Genomic DNA, 17,905 nt, shown 5'->3' with positions numbered 1-17,905 from the left:
AGAGAGCAAACCGATGAAGGACGTATTCGCCAGACTGGGCGCCGATTTTTTCTCCACCATCCTATTCATCGCGATCTACCTGACGACTGACAACGTGCTGCTGGCGACTGCCGTCGCGATCGCCGGCGCAATTGCGCAGGTGATCTACTCCCGCGTCAGGGGCAAGGAACTCGGTTACATGACATGGGCCAGCCTTGGGCTCGTCATCGTGCTCGGCAGCGCGACGCTTCTGACCCACGATCCGCGCTTCGTGCTCGCGAAACCCGCAATTGGGCATTTCGCGATCGGCGTCATCATGCTCAAGCGCGGCTGGATGTTGCGCTACATGCCTTCGATGGTGACCCAGACCATCCCCGAATACGTCACCTTCGCGGGCTACGCCTGGGCCGCACTGTGCTTCGCACTCGCCGCCGGCACCATCGGTGTCGCGATGACCGGCGACATGAAGCTGTGGACGTTCTACGTGACCGTCGTGCTGGTCGGCGCCAAGATTGCCGCCTTTGCAATTCAATACGTCGCGTTTCGTATTTTGGTCGGCAGCCGGCTTCGCGCCGCCGCCCAGCAAGCCTGAAAAAAAAACGCGTCAAAAAGGTGCTTGAGACGATTGGGCTTGTGTGGCGAGATAGGCTATACCGCGCACAAGTTTAGAGGATCTCGCAGGCCATTCCGGCTTGCTGTGGAAATGTCGGGGAGACAAAGATGGCCGTGGACGGAAACTGGAATATCACCATGAGCACGCCGATGGGCGAGCGCAAGGCAACGCTGTCGCTGAAAAGTGCGGGCGGCGCGCTGACGGGCACGCAAGGAGCGGACGGCAATTCCGGCGACATTTTTGACGGCACCGTCAACGGCGACGACGTCGCCTGGAAGATCTCCATCACCAACCCGATGCCGCTCACGCTCGCCTTCACCGGCAAGGTTTCCGGCGACACCATGTCCGGCGAAATGGGCATCGGCCCGATGGGCAGCTTTCCGTTCACGGGGGCGCGGGCCTGAGCCCCGCGGCGCGTCAGAACCAAATCTGCATGGATAAGCCGTGCGCATCAAAGGGCGGCGATCCCTCGGGAACGCTGCCCGAAGGCTCATGCGCGGCCAGAGCTGCAGCACAGGCGTCCAAGACATCATCTGCCTTCGCGCCAGTACCTATGCGGGTGCGCGTAAGCCACCGTTCGATATCTTCGAAGCCTTCCCGCTTCAATAGCTTTTGGCGCAACAGGATTCCGGCTGCGGATTTCTTTGATTGCAGCGGTTCACCGCCGTTCAGTCGCTGAAACACAAGTTCGGGATGGGTTTCACGAATATCGAGACAAGGATTTGCGCGGACAAAGGCATCGACCTGCATGATCTTGGAGCCGAGATGCCAAAGCTGGCGAGACACGCGTTTCTGTCCACGCCGCAGCGCCTCGTCATTCGCCCTGTCCGGGTGATCGAATTGCTCCCACAGCCACCGCCGCGCTCCGTTAAAGACACGGCAAGTATGCGGTCGCAATTTCTCGCGCGCCAACAAGTCGCAGCCTCGTCGGCCGTCGTCCCCCATACCGATTGGGATGTCGATCGCTACCCGGTCGAATGGAGCAGATAGCGCATCGGCAATGTCGCAATGGAAACTAATCTTCCGCTGGCCGTCGTCCAACGAAACGGCGACCCAGCCCTTGCTGAAACCGTCGAGGCCGAGCGCCCTCACCCCAGATTCAGTTCCTTGAAGAAGTCGTTGCCCTTGTCGTCGATGATGATGAAGGCCGGGAAATCCACCACTTCGATGCGCCAGATCGCTTCCATGCCGAGTTCGGGATATTCCACCACCTCGACCTTCTTGATGCAGTGCTCGGCGAGATTTGCCGCAGCTCCGCCGATCGAACCGAGATAGAAGCCGCCGTGCTTCTTGCAGGCCTCGCGCACCGCGACCGCGCGATTGCCCTTGGCGACCATCACCATCGAGCCTCCCGCCGCCTGGAACTGGTCGACGAAGGAGTCCATCCGTCCCGCCGTGGTCGGGCCGAACGCGCCGGACGCGTAACCATCCGGCGTCTTGGCGGGGCCGGCGTAATACACCGGATGATTCTTGAAGTAATCCGGCAGCGGCTCGCCCTTCTCCAGCCGCTCGCGCAATTTGGCGTGCGCGGAATCGCGCGCGACAATCATGGTGCCGGTCATCGAGACCCGCGTCTTGATCGGATAATTCGACAGCGTCGCCAAAATCTCCTTCATCGGCTGGTTGAGGTCGATCTTGACGACCTCGCCGCCGAGCGACTGCTCGACCGCGGGCAGATACTGCGCCGGGTTGTGCTCGAGCTCTTCGAGGTAGACGCCATCCTTGGTGATTTTGCCGAGCACCTGGCGGTCGGCCGAACAGGAGACGCCGAGCCCGATCGGGAGCGAGGCGCCATGGCGCGGCATCCGGATCACGCGCACGTCGTGACAGAAATACTTGCCGCCGAACTGCGCGCCGACGCCGAGCGACTGCGTCATCTTCAGGATTTCCTGCTCCATTTCGACATCACGGAACGCGTTGCCGTCGGCCGAGCCGTGGGTCGGCAGCGCATCGAGATAGCGCGCGGACGCGAGCTTCACCGTCTTCATGCAAAGCTCGGCCGAGGTGCCGCCGATCACGATGGCGAGGTGATAGGGCGGGCACGCCGCGGTGCCGAGCGTGAGCACCTTCTCCTTCAAAAACGCCAGCAGCCGATCTTTGGTCAGAACGGAGGGCGTCGCCTGAAACAGAAAGCTCTTGTTGGCGGAACCGCCGCCCTTGGCCATGAACATGAACTTGTAGGCGTCATCACCTTCGGCGTAGATTTCGCACTGCGCCGGCATGTTGTTGGCGGTGTTCTTTTCCTCGTACATCGACAAGGGAGCCACCTGCGAATAACGCAGGTTGCGGCGCAAGTAAGCGTCACGCGCACCTTCCGACAGCGCCGCCTCGTCGTCGCCATCGGTGATGACGTTGCAGCCCTTCTTACCCATGATGATCGCGGTGCCGGTGTCCTGGCACATCGGCAGCACGCCGCCGGCGGCGATGTTGGCGTTCTTCAGGAAATCAAAGGCGACGAACTTGTCGTTGTCGCTGGCCTCCTTGTCTTCCAGGATCGAGCGCAACTGCTTCAGGTGGCCGGGCCGCAGGTAGTGGTTGATATCGCCGAAGGCAGCCTCCGACAGCGCCCGCAACGCCTCGCGCGATACCACCAGCATGTCCTTGCCGAGCACCTTCTCGACCCGAACGCCCTCGGACGTGATCTTCTTGTAGGGCGTGGTGTCCGGTCCCAGCGGAAACAGCGGCGTATGCTTGTAGGGCGGAACGGGTTTCTGGTCGGGAAAAGCGGTCGGGGCGTTCATGTCGATATCTCGGGTTGGAGCCGGCGGCGGCCAGAACGGCGCCGCAGCGATAGACCCGTTCTAAGCATTTTTCGAACAAAAGGAAGGTTTGGCTGGCCCCGCCAGACGAGGCCGAAACCGGCGCAATTGCAGCCGCCAACCGCGATTGAACCGGTCTCGGCCATTTCCAGACAAACCCGAGATTTCCGATGGTCCCGAACCGATTGCGACTGTAATGGACTCCGCCACCACGTTGCCTGACGCAGCTTCAGTCCAACCGCGCCCCCTGCGCCTGCTCGGGCTTTATCTGTTCCTGATCATCATTGCCGCCATCGAGGCCTTCGAAGGACTCTCGCATTTGCCGATGCTGTTCGGAGATGCGTCGGAAGTTCCCGGCCATGGCATCGATGGCGCGATCATCAAGGCGTATGTGATCAGCCATCCCGTGCTGGCGCTGGCTGCGCTGGGGTTTGCCACAGTTGGCCGGCTGCATTACGCCGTCATCGCGCTTGGCGCGCTCGTGCTGATGAACTGGCTGAACTACATGCCCTCGGTGGTGCGGCACGGCTTCGACTTCAGCGGCATCTCCGCCTTCCAGACGCCCGTCCAGGTCGTCGCGTTTCCGTTGATGGCTGCCTGCGCCATAGCGCTCGCGGCACGCAAGGAGCGGCTGGGGCTTGCCACCCTCCTGGTCAGCATTCCCACGCTCATCGACGTCCTCGCCGTGATCGTCAATGTGCTCGGCGTGATCGTCTTTGCGATCGGCATCATGATTTACGGGTTCTGACACACACCAAGATCAAGTTGACTTCCGCGCGCGGTCCTTGCAGGAAATCCGCGCGCGGGTTTCAATATGCGCAAAGGGGCAGTTTCAGATGGTTTTTGGATCACAATTTCGCCGATCGACCTTGCTTGCCGCCACGCTGGCGCTGGTTGCGACGGCCGCTTCATCGCCGGCGCAGGCCGACCGCTGCGAGGATATCGCCAAGGAACTGAAGAACCAGATCGACGGCCTCAAGATCAGTGTCAATACCGGCAACATGATCTATCTGATGCATCCGGCGGCGAAAGAGCTGTCGCTCGGCTGCCGCGGCCGCAATTACTCCAACGAGCTCTACGCCAAGACGGATCGCAAGCCGAAGCCGCAATTCTTCGAACTGGTCGCCTCGGCCGGCGCCATCATTTTTACGATTCCGAAGCCCGACGTTGCGACCGGCTCCTCGCGCTGCATCAAGCGCATGGGCATCCTGCGCGGCGACAAGGTTTCCATGCGCTTCCGCCGGCTCAACATGGAATGCACGCGCACCAAGACCGAAGCCTCGATCGTGGTGACCCGCGGCAAGGACGAATAGGCCCAAGCCGCTCCCGATCCGTCGCATTCTAACGATTCCGCGAGCCATCTGTTCACCATTGAACGAGGATTGACGGCGTTGGCGCGGGATTGCCGGGCCGGATTCACCAACCGTTCGTTTCAACCCGGCCAGTGTAGGAGGCAGCCAAAAGGATGCTTCCGATGAGTGTTTCTGCTGTCCCCGCAACGGTGGTGGTCAGACCGCCCGAAGTCCCCGTGTTCAAGGCTCCCGACAAGGCCCCCGACGTGCAGAACGGCGCTGCCGTCGACGGCACCCGCACGCCGCAGCCGACGCTGATCGCTCCCCTACCGCCGGGTCAGGGAACGCGGATCGACCAACTGGCTTGAGCCAACCATCCGGTTATCGTCACCTGCCAACGGGTCGGCGCGTAGCGGCGCCCGATGACAGGCTCCAGCGGGTGAACCGGTATTCCAGAGACGTCGCCGTGAGCCGATAGGCCGCGGCGTACTGGGTACCCGCCTTCGCGGGTATGACAGGCGAAGGAAGCGGGTACCCTTCCTCACCTCAGCGCCGCAAGTTTGCCGAAAAAATGCGCGATCCTGTTGCGCGTGGGGCCAATGGAGCCCGCACATGATCGCAAAACTTCTGCTGCAGAACACCATCGTCGTCGTCGGCATGGGCGCGCTATTGTTCGCCGCGGCCGGTTCGCTGGACTGGCCGGGGGCGTGGGTGATGTTGATCGTCAGTGCGATCCTCGGCCCTGCCTGCGGATTGTGGCTTGCCAAGACCGATCCGGCGCTGCTCGCCGAGCGCATGCGGCCAAAATTTCAGGCCGACCAGCCCACCGCCGACAAGATATTCATGCTGGTATTTGTCGCGGCGCTGCTGATGTGGCTCGTCGCGATCGGCCTCGACCGGCGGGCCGATGCCTCCGATGTTCCGCTGCTGCTGCAGGCGCTCGGCCTTGCGATGTTCTTGCTCTCGATCGCGTTCATCATGTGGGTGTTCCGCGAGAATTCGTTCGCCGCTCCGGTCGTGAAGGTGCAGGCAGCGCGCCACCAACGCGTGATCTCGAGCGGACCCTACGCCTTCATCCGCCATCCCATGTACAGCGCCGTCATGCTGTACTTCATCGGAATACCGCTGCTCCTCGGATCGTGGTGGGGTGTGGCGTTCGCGCCGGTATTCGCCGTGCTGTTCGCCATTCGCGCCCGCATCGAGGAGCGCGCATTGGTCGAAGGGCTTCCGGGCTATGCTGACTACGCCGCCCGCGTGCGCTATCGTCTGGTGCCTGGAATTTGGTGAGGAGGATGACGGAGAGATGCCCGACAGCAAGACCTATACCGGCGGCTGCCATTGCGGGCAGGTACGCTTCGAATGCACCACCGATCTGGCGATGGTGACCGCCTGCAACTGCTCGATCTGCACCAAGAAGGGGCTGCATTTCACCTTCCTCGACCCGAAGAGTTTTCATCTCCGCGCCGGCGAGGAAAATCTGAAAGAGTATCTGTTCAACAAGCATGCGATCCACCACCAGCTCTGCGTCGATTGCGGCGTCGACGTCTTCGCGCGCGGCAAGAAGCCCGACGGCACTGACGTGGTGGCGGTCAATGTGAGCTGCTTCGACGGCATCGAGCTGTCGAAGTTGAAGATGACGCCGGTGGATGGCAGGAACATGTGACGGCGGAGCGGTCATTCCGGGGCGATGCGTAGCATCGAACTTTGGGGCGCCCTTGCGCCCCTAAGAATCACGAGATTCCCCGATGCGCAATTGCGCATCTGAGGTCTGGTGCTAGCGCACCATCCCGGAATGACGGCTTCAAGCATCGAGCACCTTGTACCTCCGGAAAATCCCGTCCTCGTTGAATTCAATCCTTCGATCGCTCGCCAGATACGCCTTGATGTTCGGCCTCGCTGCCACCCTGTCCCGAAGCTCGACCAAGCTGGGAATCTCTGGTTCAAATGCCTTCATCCGGTTCGGAAATGCATAGCGAAGACCTTCGACGATCTGAAACAGCGACAGGTCGACATAGGTCAGGCGGCGGCCGGTGACATATGTCCCGCCATTGGCCTGCAGCAGATCTTCGAAATAGCCTAGATATTTCGGCACGCGCGCCTTCCAGAACTCATCGGTGCGTTTCTTCGCGGGGGTCTTCTGCTCCTCGTAGTAGAGCGAGGGACCGAGCGGATGATGGGTGTCGTGAACTTCCTGCACCAGATCCGCAATCGTGAGCTGTAGTTGGTGCACCCATAATCTGCCGGCTTCCGTCTTCGGCGCCAACCCATGCCATGATCCGAGATAGAGCAGGATGTTGGCCGTCTGCCCGATCACGAGCTTTCCGGCTTTCAGGAACGGCGGCGCGAAGGGCGGCGTTCCCTTCCCGACCTCCATCATCCGCGTCATCGCCGCCATGCCGTTGCCGTGGCGCGCCACGTCGGTATAGCCGGCGCCCGCCTCTTCCAGCGCGAGGCGGACGTATTCGCCGCGGCCTTGAATCATTGGCCAGTAATAGAGCTCGTAACGCATCGATCGACACCTCCGCTGCCGGTTTGACCGACCTAACAAATCATCCTGCGGTTCGTTCGTCACGCCAACCGCGGCATCCGCGCGACCGCTGCGGGATGGAACGCCTCGCGCAGATCTCCACAGGTCCGAATCTGTCCGAATGCGAGCTGGGGTGTTAGGTTGTTCCCGTTTGAAGCGTCGGTTTTCACAACACCACAGGAGAATGTGATGGCGGACAACAAGATGAAGCGCGGCGGAGCCGATCGCGGGCTGATCGCGTTGAGCGAGCCTTACGAGGTCGCCTATTGGTCGAAGAAGTTCAAGGTCACGCCCGCCAAACTGAAAGCCGCCGTCAGCAAAGCTGGACGTTCCGCAAAAAACGTCGAAGCTTACTTCAAGCTGCAGAAGCACAAGGCTGCCGACAGGGCACGGATCGCGGTGAGCCAGCCCTATGAGGTCAGCTACTGGTCAAAGAAATTCAAGGTCACGCCGGCCAGACTGAAGGCCGCGATCAAGGCCGTCGGGCATTCGTCGAAGGCGGTCGGCGCACATCTAGCCACGCGCAAGGCGCCAAAGAAGGCGAAGAGGAGCGCAAAGAAAAAGGCCGCCTAGCCGACGGCCTCACGCCCGACGGCTATCGGCATCAGCACCGATCGCCTGGGCGCGTCGTCGACCAGGGCGACGGCCTAAGCGACCGCGACTGGCAGCGTCTTAGTGTCCGCAGGTGCTCCAGCGCGGCGCTACGGGAGCCTATGCGCGGGGCCGATCATCAGTCGGGCATTTGCGCGACCCGTTGGCTCGGTCCGATACGCTCGTCAGATATCGGATCGGCCGCAAATGGTCTCAATCATCATCATCGTCACGGTGCCAGCGGCGCATAGGGCCGTAGCGTTCGCGAACGGTGTTACGCATGTATGTCGGTCGTCCGCGATCAGCGTCGATGCGAACGCTGCGCCGCTGATAAATGGTCCGTCCACGGCCGTCGGTGGTGATTGTATCGACGCGGGTGTGAACGCCATTCGACGAGTTCGAGCTGGAATTCGACGACGTGTTGCCGGCCAGCGCCAGCGGCGTTGCCAAGACGGTAAAAGCCAACGCGACAAGGACTCGTTTCACTGCAAGGCCTCCAAATGCCGATTGGCAACTCGTCAAACACTCAGGAGTTCCGCAATCGACTGGCCGAATGCACCAGCAAGAAAGCAGCCTGAGTAAGTTCCGCGACATCGAGAGGGAAGCATACCGATGTTGCGGAGCTGTCATTGGACGCATGTTCGCGTGAAGGCCTCGATTGGTCGAACCTGTTTGCGTCACTCGCCGGGCGAGCGGCAAGACCGATCGCCCGTCAATTCGCCGCGAAGCAATAGAACAGCCCATCGCCGCCGGTGCTCTTCAGGTCTGCCTGCGAACAGCCGCCGTCGGGCCCGCGCGAGGCATGCGACGAATTCCAGGATTTCGAGGCGTCGTCGTCGCGCAGTCCCATGCGATCGGAATGTCCGACCATTGCGGCGCCTTGCGTCGAACTCGTCCAGTTCCTGCAGGTGCGATCGTCGCCTGCGGTAAACGCGGTGCCGTCGGGCTGCGATCCTGTCAGCACGTCATGGCGATTGGGCGTATCGCCGCGGCCATTGATGACCTCGCCCTTCTCGCTCAAGGCGGTTTGCTTGGTGAGGCCGTTGGCGCCGTGCAGTTCGGCGACATCCTTGGCAACAACGGCGCCCTTGGCGTTCTGCCACGGCCCCTTGCCGATACGGTCGCGCGCGTTCACCGCGGGCGCACCGTCGGCGCCTTGCGTTGAGAGATAGGCGCGCCAGGTTTTGCCTCCGGCACCGGCGGCCTGCGCCAGCGTCTGGCAATGATTGTCGGCGCCGGCAAGACCGCCGAGATTGCCGCCATTGCCGATGCCGTTGCTGGTCACGAAGAAGCTGGTATTGGCGGATTGCGCATGCGCAGGCACGCTTGCGAGAATCGACATGGCGGCGAGGGCGAAGCACGCCGGCGAGATGATCCGGGCGAAGCTGTTCATTGAAGGCCTCCCTGTTGTGGGCCGTGTTTCATCAACACGCGGCCGCAATCATTATTCCTGCAGGGCGAAGTCAGAATGGAGCATGCATTCCCGCAAAGAAAAAGGCGCTGCGGAACAAGCCGCAGCGCCTTCTTCGTGTTGGGTGCAGGCGATCAGTTCGTCTGCTGGATCGCCGAGAGTTCCCACTCGCCGCCGCGGCGGCGGGCGAAGGTCCAGACTTCGGTGGCCTCGATCGGGGTTTCGCTGCCCGCGACCAAACGGCCTGTGGCGCGCTCAAGGGTCTTGTCGACCAGCGAGAACCGCATCGCCACGCTGGCGTAGTCGGTTTCGCCTTCGCGCCAGGCTTCCGCAAGATCGCCCTGCAGCAGCTTGACCTCGGACACCTTGTTGACGTCGTTGCGGGCCTTGTTCTCCTCGAGGTCCTTGGAGAAGTAGGACACCATCTCCGGCGTCGCCAGCGTATGCAGTTTGGCGACATCCTCGTTCGACCAAGCGGCCTGGACCTCTCCGAGCAACCGCTCGAACGCCTCATAGTCGGCCGGCTGGATTTCCAGCGCCGGCTGGCTCGAACCCAGCCCAAAGCCACCCAGTCCGGAGCGGAAGCTGGTCTGGGCGCCGGGGCCTTCAGCAGGCCCACTGGCGGCAGGCGCGTTGGCATAGGCGGAGGCCGGTGTATGGCGGCGCTGCCACCACGACATTGCCAGCCGCACCACGATGACGATCAGGGCGACCTGCAGCAGCAGACCGATGATCGAGGACAGGCCGCCGAGGCCGGAGAACAATCCGCCGCCGAACAGCATGCCGAGCAGGCCGGCGCCGAGGAAGCCCGCGGCGAGACCGCCGAGCATGCCCATGCCGGGCCGGTTGAAGAAGCCGCCCTTGTTGGCTGCGCCCGCGGCCGGATTGCCCGCTGCGGGGGTGCCTGGCTGCGTAAAGCTGCGGTTCATGGGTTGCGCCGTACCCGGAGCGGTGGTCGTGCTCGGGGGCGCCGAATAAGTCCGCGATCCCCGCGAACCGGAGCTGCCGCCGCCGCCAACGCGGGCATCAGCCACTTCGATTGTAATCGCCAGTGGAACCGCCACTGATAGGACGATCGCCATGGCACGTACAATTCCGCGCGCAGTCTGCGTGAAATTCATGTCTTTTTCCTCGTTCCCCTCCATGGGGAAGTGCCCCTAAGATGGGCAGAGCCAGCCAAAAGTGAAGCAAATATCGGGAACGGCGGCTGCGGCCCTCAGTCGCGGGGATGTGACGATTTGGCCGTAAACTCGGCATTCACCATGCGTAGCAGGCTTTCGGCAGGATTTCATGAGGCCGTCATCGTCTCCTTGACCTTCTCGACCAGCGCGGAGAGCGCAAACGGCTTCGGCAGGAAGGCGAATTGTTCGTTCTCCGGCAAGCTCTTGTCGAAAGCCTCTTCAGCGTAACCTGAGACGAAGATGATCTTCAGGTTCGGATTGCGCTTGCGCATTTCGCGCAGCAGCGTCGGACCGTCCATTTCCGGCATCACCACGTCGGAAACGACGAGATCCACCGCTCCGTCCTTTTCGTCCAGCGCCTCCATCGCCTCGATGCCGTTGGAGGCCTCGATCACGCTATAGCCGCGCGAACGCAGGCCGCGCGCATTCAGCGATCGCAAGCCATCCTCGTCTTCCACCAGCAGGATGGTGCCCTGCCCGGTCAGGTCGGGCCGCGGCTTCGGCGGCGCGGCCGCCCCTTCCCTGGCCGCGCCATTGGCAGCCGGCGCCTCCGGCTGCGCTTCCAGCTCGGGCCGATGACGCGGCAGGAAGATACGGAACGTGGTACCTTCGCCCGGCGTGGAGTCGACGTAAATGAAACCGCCGGTCTGCTTGACGATGCCGTAGACGGTCGAAAGACCGAGCCCGGTGCCCTTGCCGACCTCCTTGGTCGAGAAGAACGGCTCGAAGATCTTGTCGACGATGTCGGCCGGGATTCCGGTGCCGGTATCGGAAATATCGATCCGCACGTAATCGGCGGCAGGCATGCCCTTGTGCGAAAGCTGCGCGGCTTCGTCTACCGTCACGTTGGCGGTCCTTACCGCCAATTTGCCGCCATCGGGCATCGCATCGCGCGCATTGACCGCGAGATTGACGACCACCTGTTCGAACTGCGAGACGTCGACCTTGACCGGCCAGAGATCGCGGCCGTGCACGAGGTCGAGCTTGACCTTCTCGCCGATCAGGCGGCGCAGCAGCATGGTGAGGTCGGAAAGCGCATCGCCGAGGTCGAGCACTTGCGGCCGCAATGTCTGGCGGCGCGAGAACGCGAGCAGTTGCCGCACCAGCGTCGCCGCGCGGGTCGCGTTCTGCTTGATCTGCATAATGTCCTGGAACGACGGATCGGTCGGCTTGTGCGCGTTCAAGAGGAAATCGTTCGCCATCATGATGGCTGACAGCACGTTGTTGAAGTCATGCGCGATGCCGCCGGCGAGCTGGCCGACCATGTCCATCTTCTGCGACTGATTGATCTGGTTTTCCAGCGTGCGCCGCTCGGTGGTCTCAAGCAGATAGACGATGGCAGCTTCCGTATCGCGCTCGTCCTCCTCGACCGCAGTGACGAAGAACTGCCCCCAGCGCTCCTTGGCCCCGTCGAGCATGACTTCCACCGGCGCGATGTCGCCCTGCCCTTCGGCCGCCTGGTTGATCGCCGAGATCAGAAGGCTGCGGTCGCGCGCATTTACCGTGCGGAAGATCGACTTGTTGGCCGCGCCGTCCGAGCTCAGGCTTTGCGCGAGCTTGGCAAAGCGGGCGTTGGCGCGCACCACCGTGCCGCCGCGGTCCACCGTCGCAATCGCCATCGGCGTATGGTCGAAGAACCGCATGAAGCGGACTTCGGCAGCACGTTCGGGGTCGGAATGCTCGTCGCGCGTGCGGCTGATCACGAGCGTGCGCGACGAACCCGGCGAGCCGTCGGCGCCGAAGGCGAGCTTGTGGTAGAGCCGCACCGGCATGGTCTTGCCGCCGCGCATGCGCAGGTCGATGTCGAACACTTCGGTTTTGACCTCGCCGGGTACCGCTACGATCGAGGTAAGGAGCGAGGCGCCATCGCCGGAGACGATATCGGTAAGCTTCAGCCCGCCGGATCCAATCTCGGCGAGATCGTAATCAAGCCAGTTCGCCAGCGTGGCGTTGACATAGATGACGTCGCCGGCCGGATCGACTGAGAAGAAGCCGCATGGCGCATGATCGAGATATTCGATCGCGTGCTGCAGTTCCCGGAATACATCTTCCTGACGCTCGCGGTCCCGCGTGATGTCGGCGATCGACCACACCGCGTATTTTGCTTCGCGCTTGCTCTGGCCGAGCGGACGAACCCGCATCCGGAGCCAGCGGCCCTGCGCGCCGTCAGAGCCGGCGATGCGGACCTCCTCCTGCTGCCGCTTGCCTTCACGGGCGGCCTTGAGCAGGCGGAACACGGCTTCGGAGACGTCGGGATTGCCGATGAAGACGCGCTCGACCGGCCGCACGTCCTGCGCGGTGGCAGCTCCGGTCAGCGCCAGATAGGCGGCGTTGGAATAGACCACATGGCCTTTGGGGTCGGTCACCGCCAGCCCGTCATAGGCGTGATCGGCGATGCGGCCCATTACCGGATCGTCGGTCCCGCGGTCGGTGAAGCGGATGATACCGGCGGCAAAAGCGAACAGATTGAACAGGCCGACCATGGCCAAAAGTGCCAACACGCCGAGAATATAAGGCTGAGCCTGGGCACGGCCGATGGTCATCAGGGCCACGGCCACCGCGACGATGCCGGCGGCCACCAGCAACACCAGCACGATGCTACCGCCCCGCCGCGCCGGCTCGTGGGCCGCGAAGGGCTCGGTGGGCGGATGGCTATCGGTTTCGGCGGTCATCTGAAGAGGCACTGCCCGTCGGCAAGGAGGTGACGCGCGGGGTCGCGCGCCGCTCCTGAGTGCCTGAATCGGACCCGCAAGCGCAAGTCCATCAGGCAGTTATTTGACAGGTTGATGGCATTTCAAGGCGTTTTTCCGGCGGTTCCCCTCACGGTCCTCGGCTGGCAAACCCGTTCTTGAGGCGCATGACATAACCAATGATTTCGGCCACTGCGTGATAGTGCTCGACCGGAATCTCCTCGTCGATGTCGACGGTGGCATAAAGCGCGCGCGCCAACGGCACATTCTCCACGATCGGTATGTCGTGTTTCTTGGCGATCTCCCGGATCTTGAACGCGATGTTGTCGACGCCCTTGGCGACGCAGACCGGCGCCGACATGCCGCGATCGTAGGACAGCGCCACCGAATAGTGGGTCGGGTTGGTGATGATCACGCTAGCATTGGGAACGGCGGCCATCATGCGCTTCTTCATGCGCTGCTGGCGCAACTGCCTGATACGGCCCTTGATGTGGGGGTCGCCTTCGGACTGCTTGAACTCGTCCTTAATCTCCTGCAGCGACATCTTCTGCCGCTGGTACCATTGCCGGTACTGGAAGAAGTAATCGGCGATCGCGACGGCCGCCAGCATCGCCACCACGGCGCCCATCAGCTGCAGCGTCAGGTCGGTGGTGACGCCGAGGATCGCCGAAGGGTCGAACATCATGAACGATTCCAGGCGTTCGCGTTCGGGCCACAGCACGGCCATCATGACGGCGCCGAGCGCGATCAGCTTGAACAGGCCCTTGGCGAAATTCGCCACCGCCTGTTTGCCGAAGATGCGTTTCAGCCCCGCGCCGGGCGATACTTTGCTGAATTTCGGTTTGAGCGATTCCGACGACCACACCAGCTGGTGCTGGATCATGTTGCCGGCGATCGCGGCAAGGGCCAGCATCAGCAGCGGCACGCCGATCGCGCCGAGCACGGCATACCCCAGCGTGTTGCCGAGCGCGAGCAGCGCCGCGCCGTCGGCGCGAAGCTGGCCTGCATTGGCGATCAAGTTACGCAGCGGCATCAGAATGCCGCCGCCGATCGATCCAGCGAACGTCGATAATATCAGCGTGCCGCCCGCGATGATGAACCAGGTGTTGACCTCCTGGCTCTTGGCAACGTCGCCCTTGGCAAGCGCATCGTCGAGACGCTTTTGCGTAGGGTCTTCCGTTTTGTCGTCGGTATCGTCGGCCATCGCGGCATCCTAGCATTTTGTTTGAGCATGATCTCCGCGCAAACGCGTCCCGCGTTTGTCGCGAGGGAAAAACCGGTACCCGCTTTTCCGGATCATGCTCTATTTCAGCGGCGTCAATTCGTGCATCACGCCGATGAAGTAGTTGAGATAAGTCGCCATCATTCCGGTGAGGACGAGGGCGAAGATCAGAAAGCCCGCCATGATCGACAGCGGCACACCGACGAAATAGACCTGCATCGCCGGCATCAGCCGCGCCAGCACGCCGAGGCCGATATTGAAGACGAGGCCGAACACCAGAAACGGCGCGGAGAGCTGTATGCCGATCTTGAAGGCGGTCGCAAAGGCACGCGTGGCAAGCGCCGCCACGTCACCGCTCGGCATCAGATCGCCTGGCGAGAAGATCCGGTAGCTCTCGTTCAGCGCCGCGATGACGAGGTGATGGGTGTCGGTGGCAAACAGCAACGTCATGCCGAGAATGGAGAGGAAATTGCCGATCAGCACGCCCTGCTGCCCTTGCGTCGGATCGACAGCGGTGACGAAGCCGAGGCCGAGCTGCTGGGCGATTACCGAGCCCGCCACCGCAAGCGCCGCCAGCGTCACGCGCGCCGTGGCGCCGAGCACGATGCCGATGGCGATCTCGTGCACCAGAAGCACCCCGATCGCCGTCATCGAGGTCAGGTCGACCTGGTAAGCGGTGCGGTGCAGCGGCAGGATGATCAACGTCAACAGCAATGCAATGCCGAGCTTGATGCGCACCGGGATATTGCTCTCGCCAAACCCCGGCAACAGCATCACCATGGCCCCAACGCGGGCGAACACCAGCATGAAGGTGGCAGCAAGGGCTGGCAGCAGCGATATGTCGACGCGCATTTATTCACAATGCATCAACCGCCTATGATTCGCGACGATATCCGCATCATGTGACTGTGCATCGAGTCCGCCATGAACGGCAACGCCAGCAATAACGTCACGAACATTGCGAGGATCTTCGGCACGAAGATCAGCGTCTGTTCCTGAATCTGCGTCAGCGCCTGGAATAGCGACACCACGACGCCGACCACCAGGCCAATCACCATCAGGGGCGACGACACCACCACAATGGTCCAGATCGCATCGCGCGCCACGTCGAGGGTTTCGGCACCGGTCATTTCAAGCTTCCTTGTTCGAACTTTCGACCGTCATTGCGAGGAGCGAAGCGACGAAGCAACCCATCTATCGCCCCGGGATGACGTCCCAAGGGACGTCAGATCGGCATCTTCATGATGTCTTCGTAGGACTGGATCACCCGGTCGCGCACCGACACCAGCGTCGAGACCGCGACGTCGGTCTCCGCGACTGCGGTCACTACGTCCATGACATTGGCTTTGCCCGCGGTCATCGCCATGGTCTGGGCGTCGGATTTCTTGCCGGCATCCAGCACACTTCCCACCGCGTCCTTGAGCAGCGCGCTGAAGGACGGGCCGCCGGTGGATTGGCCGCCCTTCTCGGCACCGCCGGATTCCATGATGCGCGAAAGCGTGGCGTAGGCGTTTGCTGCAACGGTCGGTGAAGCCATTTTCTATGGTTCCTGTTCAGGCCTTGAGGATGTCGAGGGTGCGTTGAATCATGCGGCGCGTGGCGCTGATGATGTTGAGGTTGGCTTCGTAGGACCGCTGCGCCTCGCGCATATCGGTCATTTCGACCAGCGGATTGACGTTCGGATATTTGACGTTGCCGGCTGCGTCCGCCGCCGGATTGCTCGGTTCGTGCTTGACGCGAAACGCCGACTGGTCAGCTCTGACCTTGCCGAGCGTCACCACGCGGGCGTCGAGCGTGCGGTCGAGCGCCGAGGAAAATGTCGGCACCTTGCGGCGATAGGGATCGCCGCCCGCCGATGGCGCGGTGGATTCCGCATTGGCGATGTTTTCCGAGATCACCCGCATCCGCCCCGCCTGCGCGCGCAGGCCGGAGGTCGCGATGCTCATCGAGCGGGCGAAATCGCTTCCATCATCTGCCATGATCCGGTTCTCCTAATCGCGCCGCGTCAGCGCTTTCCGATGGCGGTTTTGAGCAGGCCGAGGCTGCGGCTGTAGAGCGAAGTGGCAGCCGCGTAATCCATCTGATTGGCCGAGACCTTCAGCATCTGGTCTTCCAGATTGACCGAGTTGCCGGCAGGCTTGGTCAAGAAGCCGCTCCTGCCGCCGTCCCCTCTGAAGCTCTGGAGGCCGCCGGAGACGCCGATATGGGTGGCACTGGTTCGCAGCATGGCGAGCGAGCCCATCGCGCGGCCGATATCTGTGCCCTTGTTGTCGAATTTCGGCTCGACCAGGTCGCTCGGCCGGAAATTCGGGGTGTTTGCGTTCGATACGTTTTCGGCGAGCACCCGCTGGCGTTCCTGGTGCCACTGCATCTTGGTGCGCAGCGCCGACAGGATCGGGAGATCGTTGATGGCCATCGAGCTGTTCCCCGTTAACCTCTGGCAGACGCCACGAGGTAGGCAGAATTTGCCCGGTGTATGGTTAACGGCTGGTTAAAATCACGCCTGCGGCCATGGGACGGCGGCCAATGCCCGCTGACAGCGACAAAACGAGCGCATTTTCGCCACGAAAACTGCGTTAACCAGCAGCAACCAACCCGGCGTGGGGCGCTCAGAAGTCGTTTTGGGTCAAACGATTCTTGGTCTATTAATCAACCGGATGGGCGGCGTTCGCCGCGGGGATTAAGAAATAAGGCTGATCTCGGGCATGATTCGCCGGTTGCGGATCGCTCCGGGCATGATCCGGCAAACGGGAACCGCTTTCCCAAATGGAACATGCTCGGACAGGAAGACGTAAGACCGCACTCGTCGAAGCCAGCAGCAAGAGAACGGCCCGTGGCCGGGGACTAAAGAATGCAGACACTGACATTCCTCTTCGCATTCATCGCCGTTCTGGCGCTGATCGGCGTGGCCGCATGGCTGGTTCGCCGCTTTGCCAACAACCGCCTCGGCGCCAACACCCAGCGCGGGCGGATGCCGCGGCTTGCCGTGATCGATGCCGCCGCCGTGGACGGCCGCCGGCGCCTCGTGCTGGTGCGGCGCGACAATGTCGAGCATCTCCTGATGATCGGCGGTCCAAGCGACATCGTGGTCGAACCCAACATCGTGCGCGCAATGCCCAATCGCGATCAGATGGCGCCACGCCCGGCGGTCGGCGAGCAGCCGCCGCGGATTGCCCCGCTGCCCGATGCCGCCTGGAGCGAGGAAACGGTGAGAGCCGATTTGCGACCGACGGACGGCTTCGATCATCACGCCGAACCGCAAATGCCGGAGCCGCCGCCCCGCCCCGCACGCCCCTCCTTCGCAGACGATCTGCGCCGGCCCGCGGCGCCGGAGCGTCGCAGCGATCCATTGACGGGCTTTGCGCCGGAATCGATCACCGGTCGTCCCGAAGCGGCCCCGCCGCGCCTGACCCGCAACGAACCGCTGATGCCGCGGCCGCAGCGCGAGTTGCCGCAGCGTGAGTTGCCCAAGGCACCGCCGGTGGTCCGTGAGGCGCCACCAGTTCGTGAGACACCGTCGGCCCGTGAGGCAGCGTCGGTCCGCGAGGCACCGACCGGCCGTGAGGCGCCGCCTGTCCGCGAGGTACCTGCAGTTCGCGAGGCACCGGTTCGAATGCCCGAACGCGCCGCGGCGCCGCCC

General features: G+C 62.6%; 22 protein-coding genes. 9 read left to right on the top strand and 13 right to left on the bottom strand.

Annotated features, from left to right (window positions below):
- Positions 1–13: 13 nt before the first annotated feature.
- Complete coding sequence (locus CQ13_RS32200) at positions 14–571, top strand: inner membrane-spanning protein YciB (protein ID WP_057846831.1); 558 nt, start codon at positions 14–16, stop codon at positions 569–571.
- 128 nt (positions 572–699) lie between these two features.
- Positions 700–996, top strand: coding sequence for a hypothetical protein (locus CQ13_RS32195; RefSeq protein WP_057846830.1), 297 nt, complete (start codon positions 700–702; stop codon positions 994–996).
- A 13-nt stretch (positions 997–1,009) separates the two neighbouring features.
- Here the strand turns inward: CQ13_RS32195 and CQ13_RS32190 are convergent, their stop codons facing one another.
- Together CQ13_RS32190 and CQ13_RS32185 are read right to left on the bottom strand one after the other, a co-directional pair.
- Positions 1,010–1,684, bottom strand: coding sequence for a DUF429 domain-containing protein (locus tag CQ13_RS32190; RefSeq protein WP_082637770.1), 675 nt, complete (start codon positions 1,682–1,684; stop codon positions 1,010–1,012).
- Positions 1,681–3,333 (bottom strand): fumarate hydratase, encoded by a 1,653-nt coding sequence (locus tag CQ13_RS32185; protein WP_057846829.1) that lies wholly within the window; start codon positions 3,331–3,333, stop codon positions 1,681–1,683. The genes CQ13_RS32190 and CQ13_RS32185 overlap by 4 nt, the downstream gene beginning before the upstream one ends.
- Positions 3,334–3,547: 214 nt before the next feature.
- Here CQ13_RS32185 and CQ13_RS32180 point away from each other — a divergent pair, with 214 nt between their 5' ends.
- From CQ13_RS32180 to CQ13_RS32160, 5 genes are all read left to right on the top strand, one after another.
- Complete coding sequence (locus CQ13_RS32180; RefSeq protein WP_057846828.1) at positions 3,548–4,099, top strand: hypothetical protein; 552 nt, start codon at positions 3,548–3,550, stop codon at positions 4,097–4,099.
- An 88-nt stretch (positions 4,100–4,187) separates the two neighbouring features.
- The gene (locus tag CQ13_RS32175; protein WP_057846827.1) at positions 4,188–4,664 is read left to right on the top strand and encodes a hypothetical protein; all 477 of its coding nucleotides are present in this window, start codon (positions 4,188–4,190) and stop codon (positions 4,662–4,664) included.
- Positions 4,665–4,825: 161 nt separating this feature from the next.
- Complete coding sequence (locus CQ13_RS32170) at positions 4,826–5,011, top strand: hypothetical protein (RefSeq protein WP_156434035.1); 186 nt, start codon at positions 4,826–4,828, stop codon at positions 5,009–5,011.
- A 244-nt stretch (positions 5,012–5,255) separates the two neighbouring features.
- Positions 5,256–5,930, top strand: a complete 675-nt coding sequence (locus CQ13_RS32165; protein ID WP_057846825.1) for a methyltransferase family protein — start codon at positions 5,256–5,258, stop codon at positions 5,928–5,930.
- A 16-nt stretch (positions 5,931–5,946) separates the two neighbouring features.
- On the top strand, positions 5,947–6,306 hold the full coding sequence (locus CQ13_RS32160) for a GFA family protein (RefSeq protein WP_028348664.1): 360 nt from the start codon (positions 5,947–5,949) through the stop codon (positions 6,304–6,306).
- Positions 6,307–6,444: 138 nt separating this feature from the next.
- Here the strand turns inward: CQ13_RS32160 and CQ13_RS32155 are convergent, their stop codons facing one another.
- Positions 6,445–7,152, bottom strand: coding sequence for a glutathione S-transferase (locus CQ13_RS32155; RefSeq protein ID WP_057846824.1), 708 nt, complete (start codon positions 7,150–7,152; stop codon positions 6,445–6,447).
- Positions 7,153–7,359: 207 nt separating this feature from the next.
- Here CQ13_RS32155 and CQ13_RS32150 point away from each other — a divergent pair, with 207 nt between their 5' ends.
- Entirely contained in the window at positions 7,360–7,743 is a 384-nt protein-coding gene (locus tag CQ13_RS32150; protein ID WP_057846823.1) for a DUF3606 domain-containing protein, read from the top strand.
- A gap of 231 nt (positions 7,744–7,974) precedes the next feature.
- Here CQ13_RS32150 and CQ13_RS32145 read toward each other — a convergent pair whose 3' ends face one another.
- The 10 genes from CQ13_RS32145 to flgB form a co-directional block, all read right to left on the bottom strand.
- Positions 7,975–8,247, bottom strand: coding sequence for a hypothetical protein (locus CQ13_RS32145; protein WP_156434034.1), 273 nt, complete (start codon positions 8,245–8,247; stop codon positions 7,975–7,977).
- Positions 8,248–8,473: 226 nt separating this feature from the next.
- Positions 8,474–9,103, bottom strand: a complete 630-nt coding sequence (locus CQ13_RS32140; RefSeq protein WP_430649728.1) for a lectin — start codon at positions 9,101–9,103, stop codon at positions 8,474–8,476.
- Between the two features lie 203 nt (positions 9,104–9,306).
- Positions 9,307–10,317 (bottom strand): Tim44 domain-containing protein, encoded by a 1,011-nt coding sequence (locus CQ13_RS32135; RefSeq protein WP_057846820.1) that lies wholly within the window; start codon positions 10,315–10,317, stop codon positions 9,307–9,309.
- Positions 10,318–10,460: 143 nt separating this feature from the next.
- Positions 10,461–13,025 (bottom strand): cell cycle histidine kinase CckA, encoded by a 2,565-nt coding sequence (gene cckA, locus CQ13_RS32130; RefSeq protein WP_057846819.1) that lies wholly within the window; start codon positions 13,023–13,025, stop codon positions 10,461–10,463.
- Between the two features lie 148 nt (positions 13,026–13,173).
- On the bottom strand, positions 13,174–14,247 hold the full coding sequence (gene flhB / locus CQ13_RS32125; protein ID WP_057846818.1) for a flagellar biosynthesis protein FlhB: 1,074 nt from the start codon (positions 14,245–14,247) through the stop codon (positions 13,174–13,176).
- 99 nt (positions 14,248–14,346) lie between these two features.
- Positions 14,347–15,117, bottom strand: coding sequence for a flagellar biosynthetic protein FliR (fliR, locus tag CQ13_RS32120; protein WP_057846817.1), 771 nt, complete (start codon positions 15,115–15,117; stop codon positions 14,347–14,349).
- A 14-nt stretch (positions 15,118–15,131) separates the two neighbouring features.
- Positions 15,132–15,395, bottom strand: a complete 264-nt coding sequence (gene fliQ / locus CQ13_RS32115; RefSeq protein WP_057846816.1) for a flagellar biosynthesis protein FliQ — start codon at positions 15,393–15,395, stop codon at positions 15,132–15,134.
- Positions 15,396–15,490: 95 nt separating this feature from the next.
- The gene (fliE, locus tag CQ13_RS32110; protein ID WP_057846815.1) at positions 15,491–15,802 is read right to left on the bottom strand and encodes a flagellar hook-basal body complex protein FliE; all 312 of its coding nucleotides are present in this window, start codon (positions 15,800–15,802) and stop codon (positions 15,491–15,493) included.
- A gap of 16 nt (positions 15,803–15,818) precedes the next feature.
- On the bottom strand, positions 15,819–16,244 hold the full coding sequence (gene flgC, locus CQ13_RS32105; protein WP_057846814.1) for a flagellar basal body rod protein FlgC: 426 nt from the start codon (positions 16,242–16,244) through the stop codon (positions 15,819–15,821).
- A 26-nt stretch (positions 16,245–16,270) separates the two neighbouring features.
- The gene (gene flgB / locus CQ13_RS32100) at positions 16,271–16,681 is read right to left on the bottom strand and encodes a flagellar basal body rod protein FlgB (protein WP_057846813.1); all 411 of its coding nucleotides are present in this window, start codon (positions 16,679–16,681) and stop codon (positions 16,271–16,273) included.
- A 435-nt stretch (positions 16,682–17,116) separates the two neighbouring features.
- On the opposite strand from flgB, the gene CQ13_RS32095 reads away from it, so the two are divergent.
- On the top strand, positions 17,117–17,905 hold a 789-nt coding region (locus CQ13_RS32095; RefSeq protein WP_057846812.1), incomplete at its 3' end, for a flagellar biosynthetic protein FliO.

It is taken from the genome of Bradyrhizobium retamae, from assembly GCF_001440415.1.
GTDB classification, from domain to species: Bacteria; Pseudomonadota; Alphaproteobacteria; order Rhizobiales; family Xanthobacteraceae; genus Bradyrhizobium; species Bradyrhizobium retamae.
This window is presented reverse-complemented; position numbering and strand designations above follow the sequence as displayed.

Bases quoted from the DNA above. Each gene is read 5' to 3' on its own strand.
- CQ13_RS32200 (WP_057846831.1), top strand. From the start codon at position 14: ATGAAGGACGTATTCGCCAGACTGGGCGCCGATTTTTTCTCCACCATC.
- CQ13_RS32155 (WP_057846824.1), bottom strand. From the start codon at position 7,152: ATGCGTTACGAGCTCTATTACTGGCCAATGATTCAAGGCCGCGGCGAA.
- CQ13_RS32195 (WP_057846830.1), top strand. From the start codon at position 700: ATGGCCGTGGACGGAAACTGGAATATCACCATGAGCACGCCGATGGGC.
- fliE (WP_057846815.1), bottom strand. From the start codon at position 15,802: ATGGCTTCACCGACCGTTGCAGCAAACGCCTACGCCACGCTTTCGCGC.
- CQ13_RS32140 (WP_430649728.1), bottom strand. From the start codon at position 9,103: ATGTCGATTCTCGCAAGCGTGCCTGCGCATGCGCAATCCGCCAATACC.
- CQ13_RS32160 (WP_028348664.1), top strand. From the start codon at position 5,947: ATGCCCGACAGCAAGACCTATACCGGCGGCTGCCATTGCGGGCAGGTA.
- flgC (WP_057846814.1), bottom strand. From the start codon at position 16,244: ATGGCAGATGATGGAAGCGATTTCGCCCGCTCGATGAGCATCGCGACC.
- flgB (WP_057846813.1), bottom strand. From the start codon at position 16,681: ATGGCCATCAACGATCTCCCGATCCTGTCGGCGCTGCGCACCAAGATG.
- CQ13_RS32135 (WP_057846820.1), bottom strand. From the start codon at position 10,317: ATGGAGGGGAACGAGGAAAAAGACATGAATTTCACGCAGACTGCGCGC.
- CQ13_RS32175 (WP_057846827.1), top strand. From the start codon at position 4,188: ATGGTTTTTGGATCACAATTTCGCCGATCGACCTTGCTTGCCGCCACG.
- CQ13_RS32165 (WP_057846825.1), top strand. From the start codon at position 5,256: ATGATCGCAAAACTTCTGCTGCAGAACACCATCGTCGTCGTCGGCATG.
- CQ13_RS32150 (WP_057846823.1), top strand. From the start codon at position 7,360: ATGGCGGACAACAAGATGAAGCGCGGCGGAGCCGATCGCGGGCTGATC.
- fliQ (WP_057846816.1), bottom strand. From the start codon at position 15,395: ATGACCGGTGCCGAAACCCTCGACGTGGCGCGCGATGCGATCTGGACC.
- flhB (WP_057846818.1), bottom strand. From the start codon at position 14,247: ATGGCCGACGATACCGACGACAAAACGGAAGACCCTACGCAAAAGCGT.
- CQ13_RS32185 (WP_057846829.1), bottom strand. From the start codon at position 3,333: ATGAACGCCCCGACCGCTTTTCCCGACCAGAAACCCGTTCCGCCCTAC.
- cckA (WP_057846819.1), bottom strand. From the start codon at position 13,025: ATGACCGCCGAAACCGATAGCCATCCGCCCACCGAGCCCTTCGCGGCC.
- fliR (WP_057846817.1), bottom strand. From the start codon at position 15,117: ATGCGCGTCGACATATCGCTGCTGCCAGCCCTTGCTGCCACCTTCATG.
- CQ13_RS32170 (WP_156434035.1), top strand. From the start codon at position 4,826: ATGAGTGTTTCTGCTGTCCCCGCAACGGTGGTGGTCAGACCGCCCGAA.
- CQ13_RS32180 (WP_057846828.1), top strand. From the start codon at position 3,548: ATGGACTCCGCCACCACGTTGCCTGACGCAGCTTCAGTCCAACCGCGC.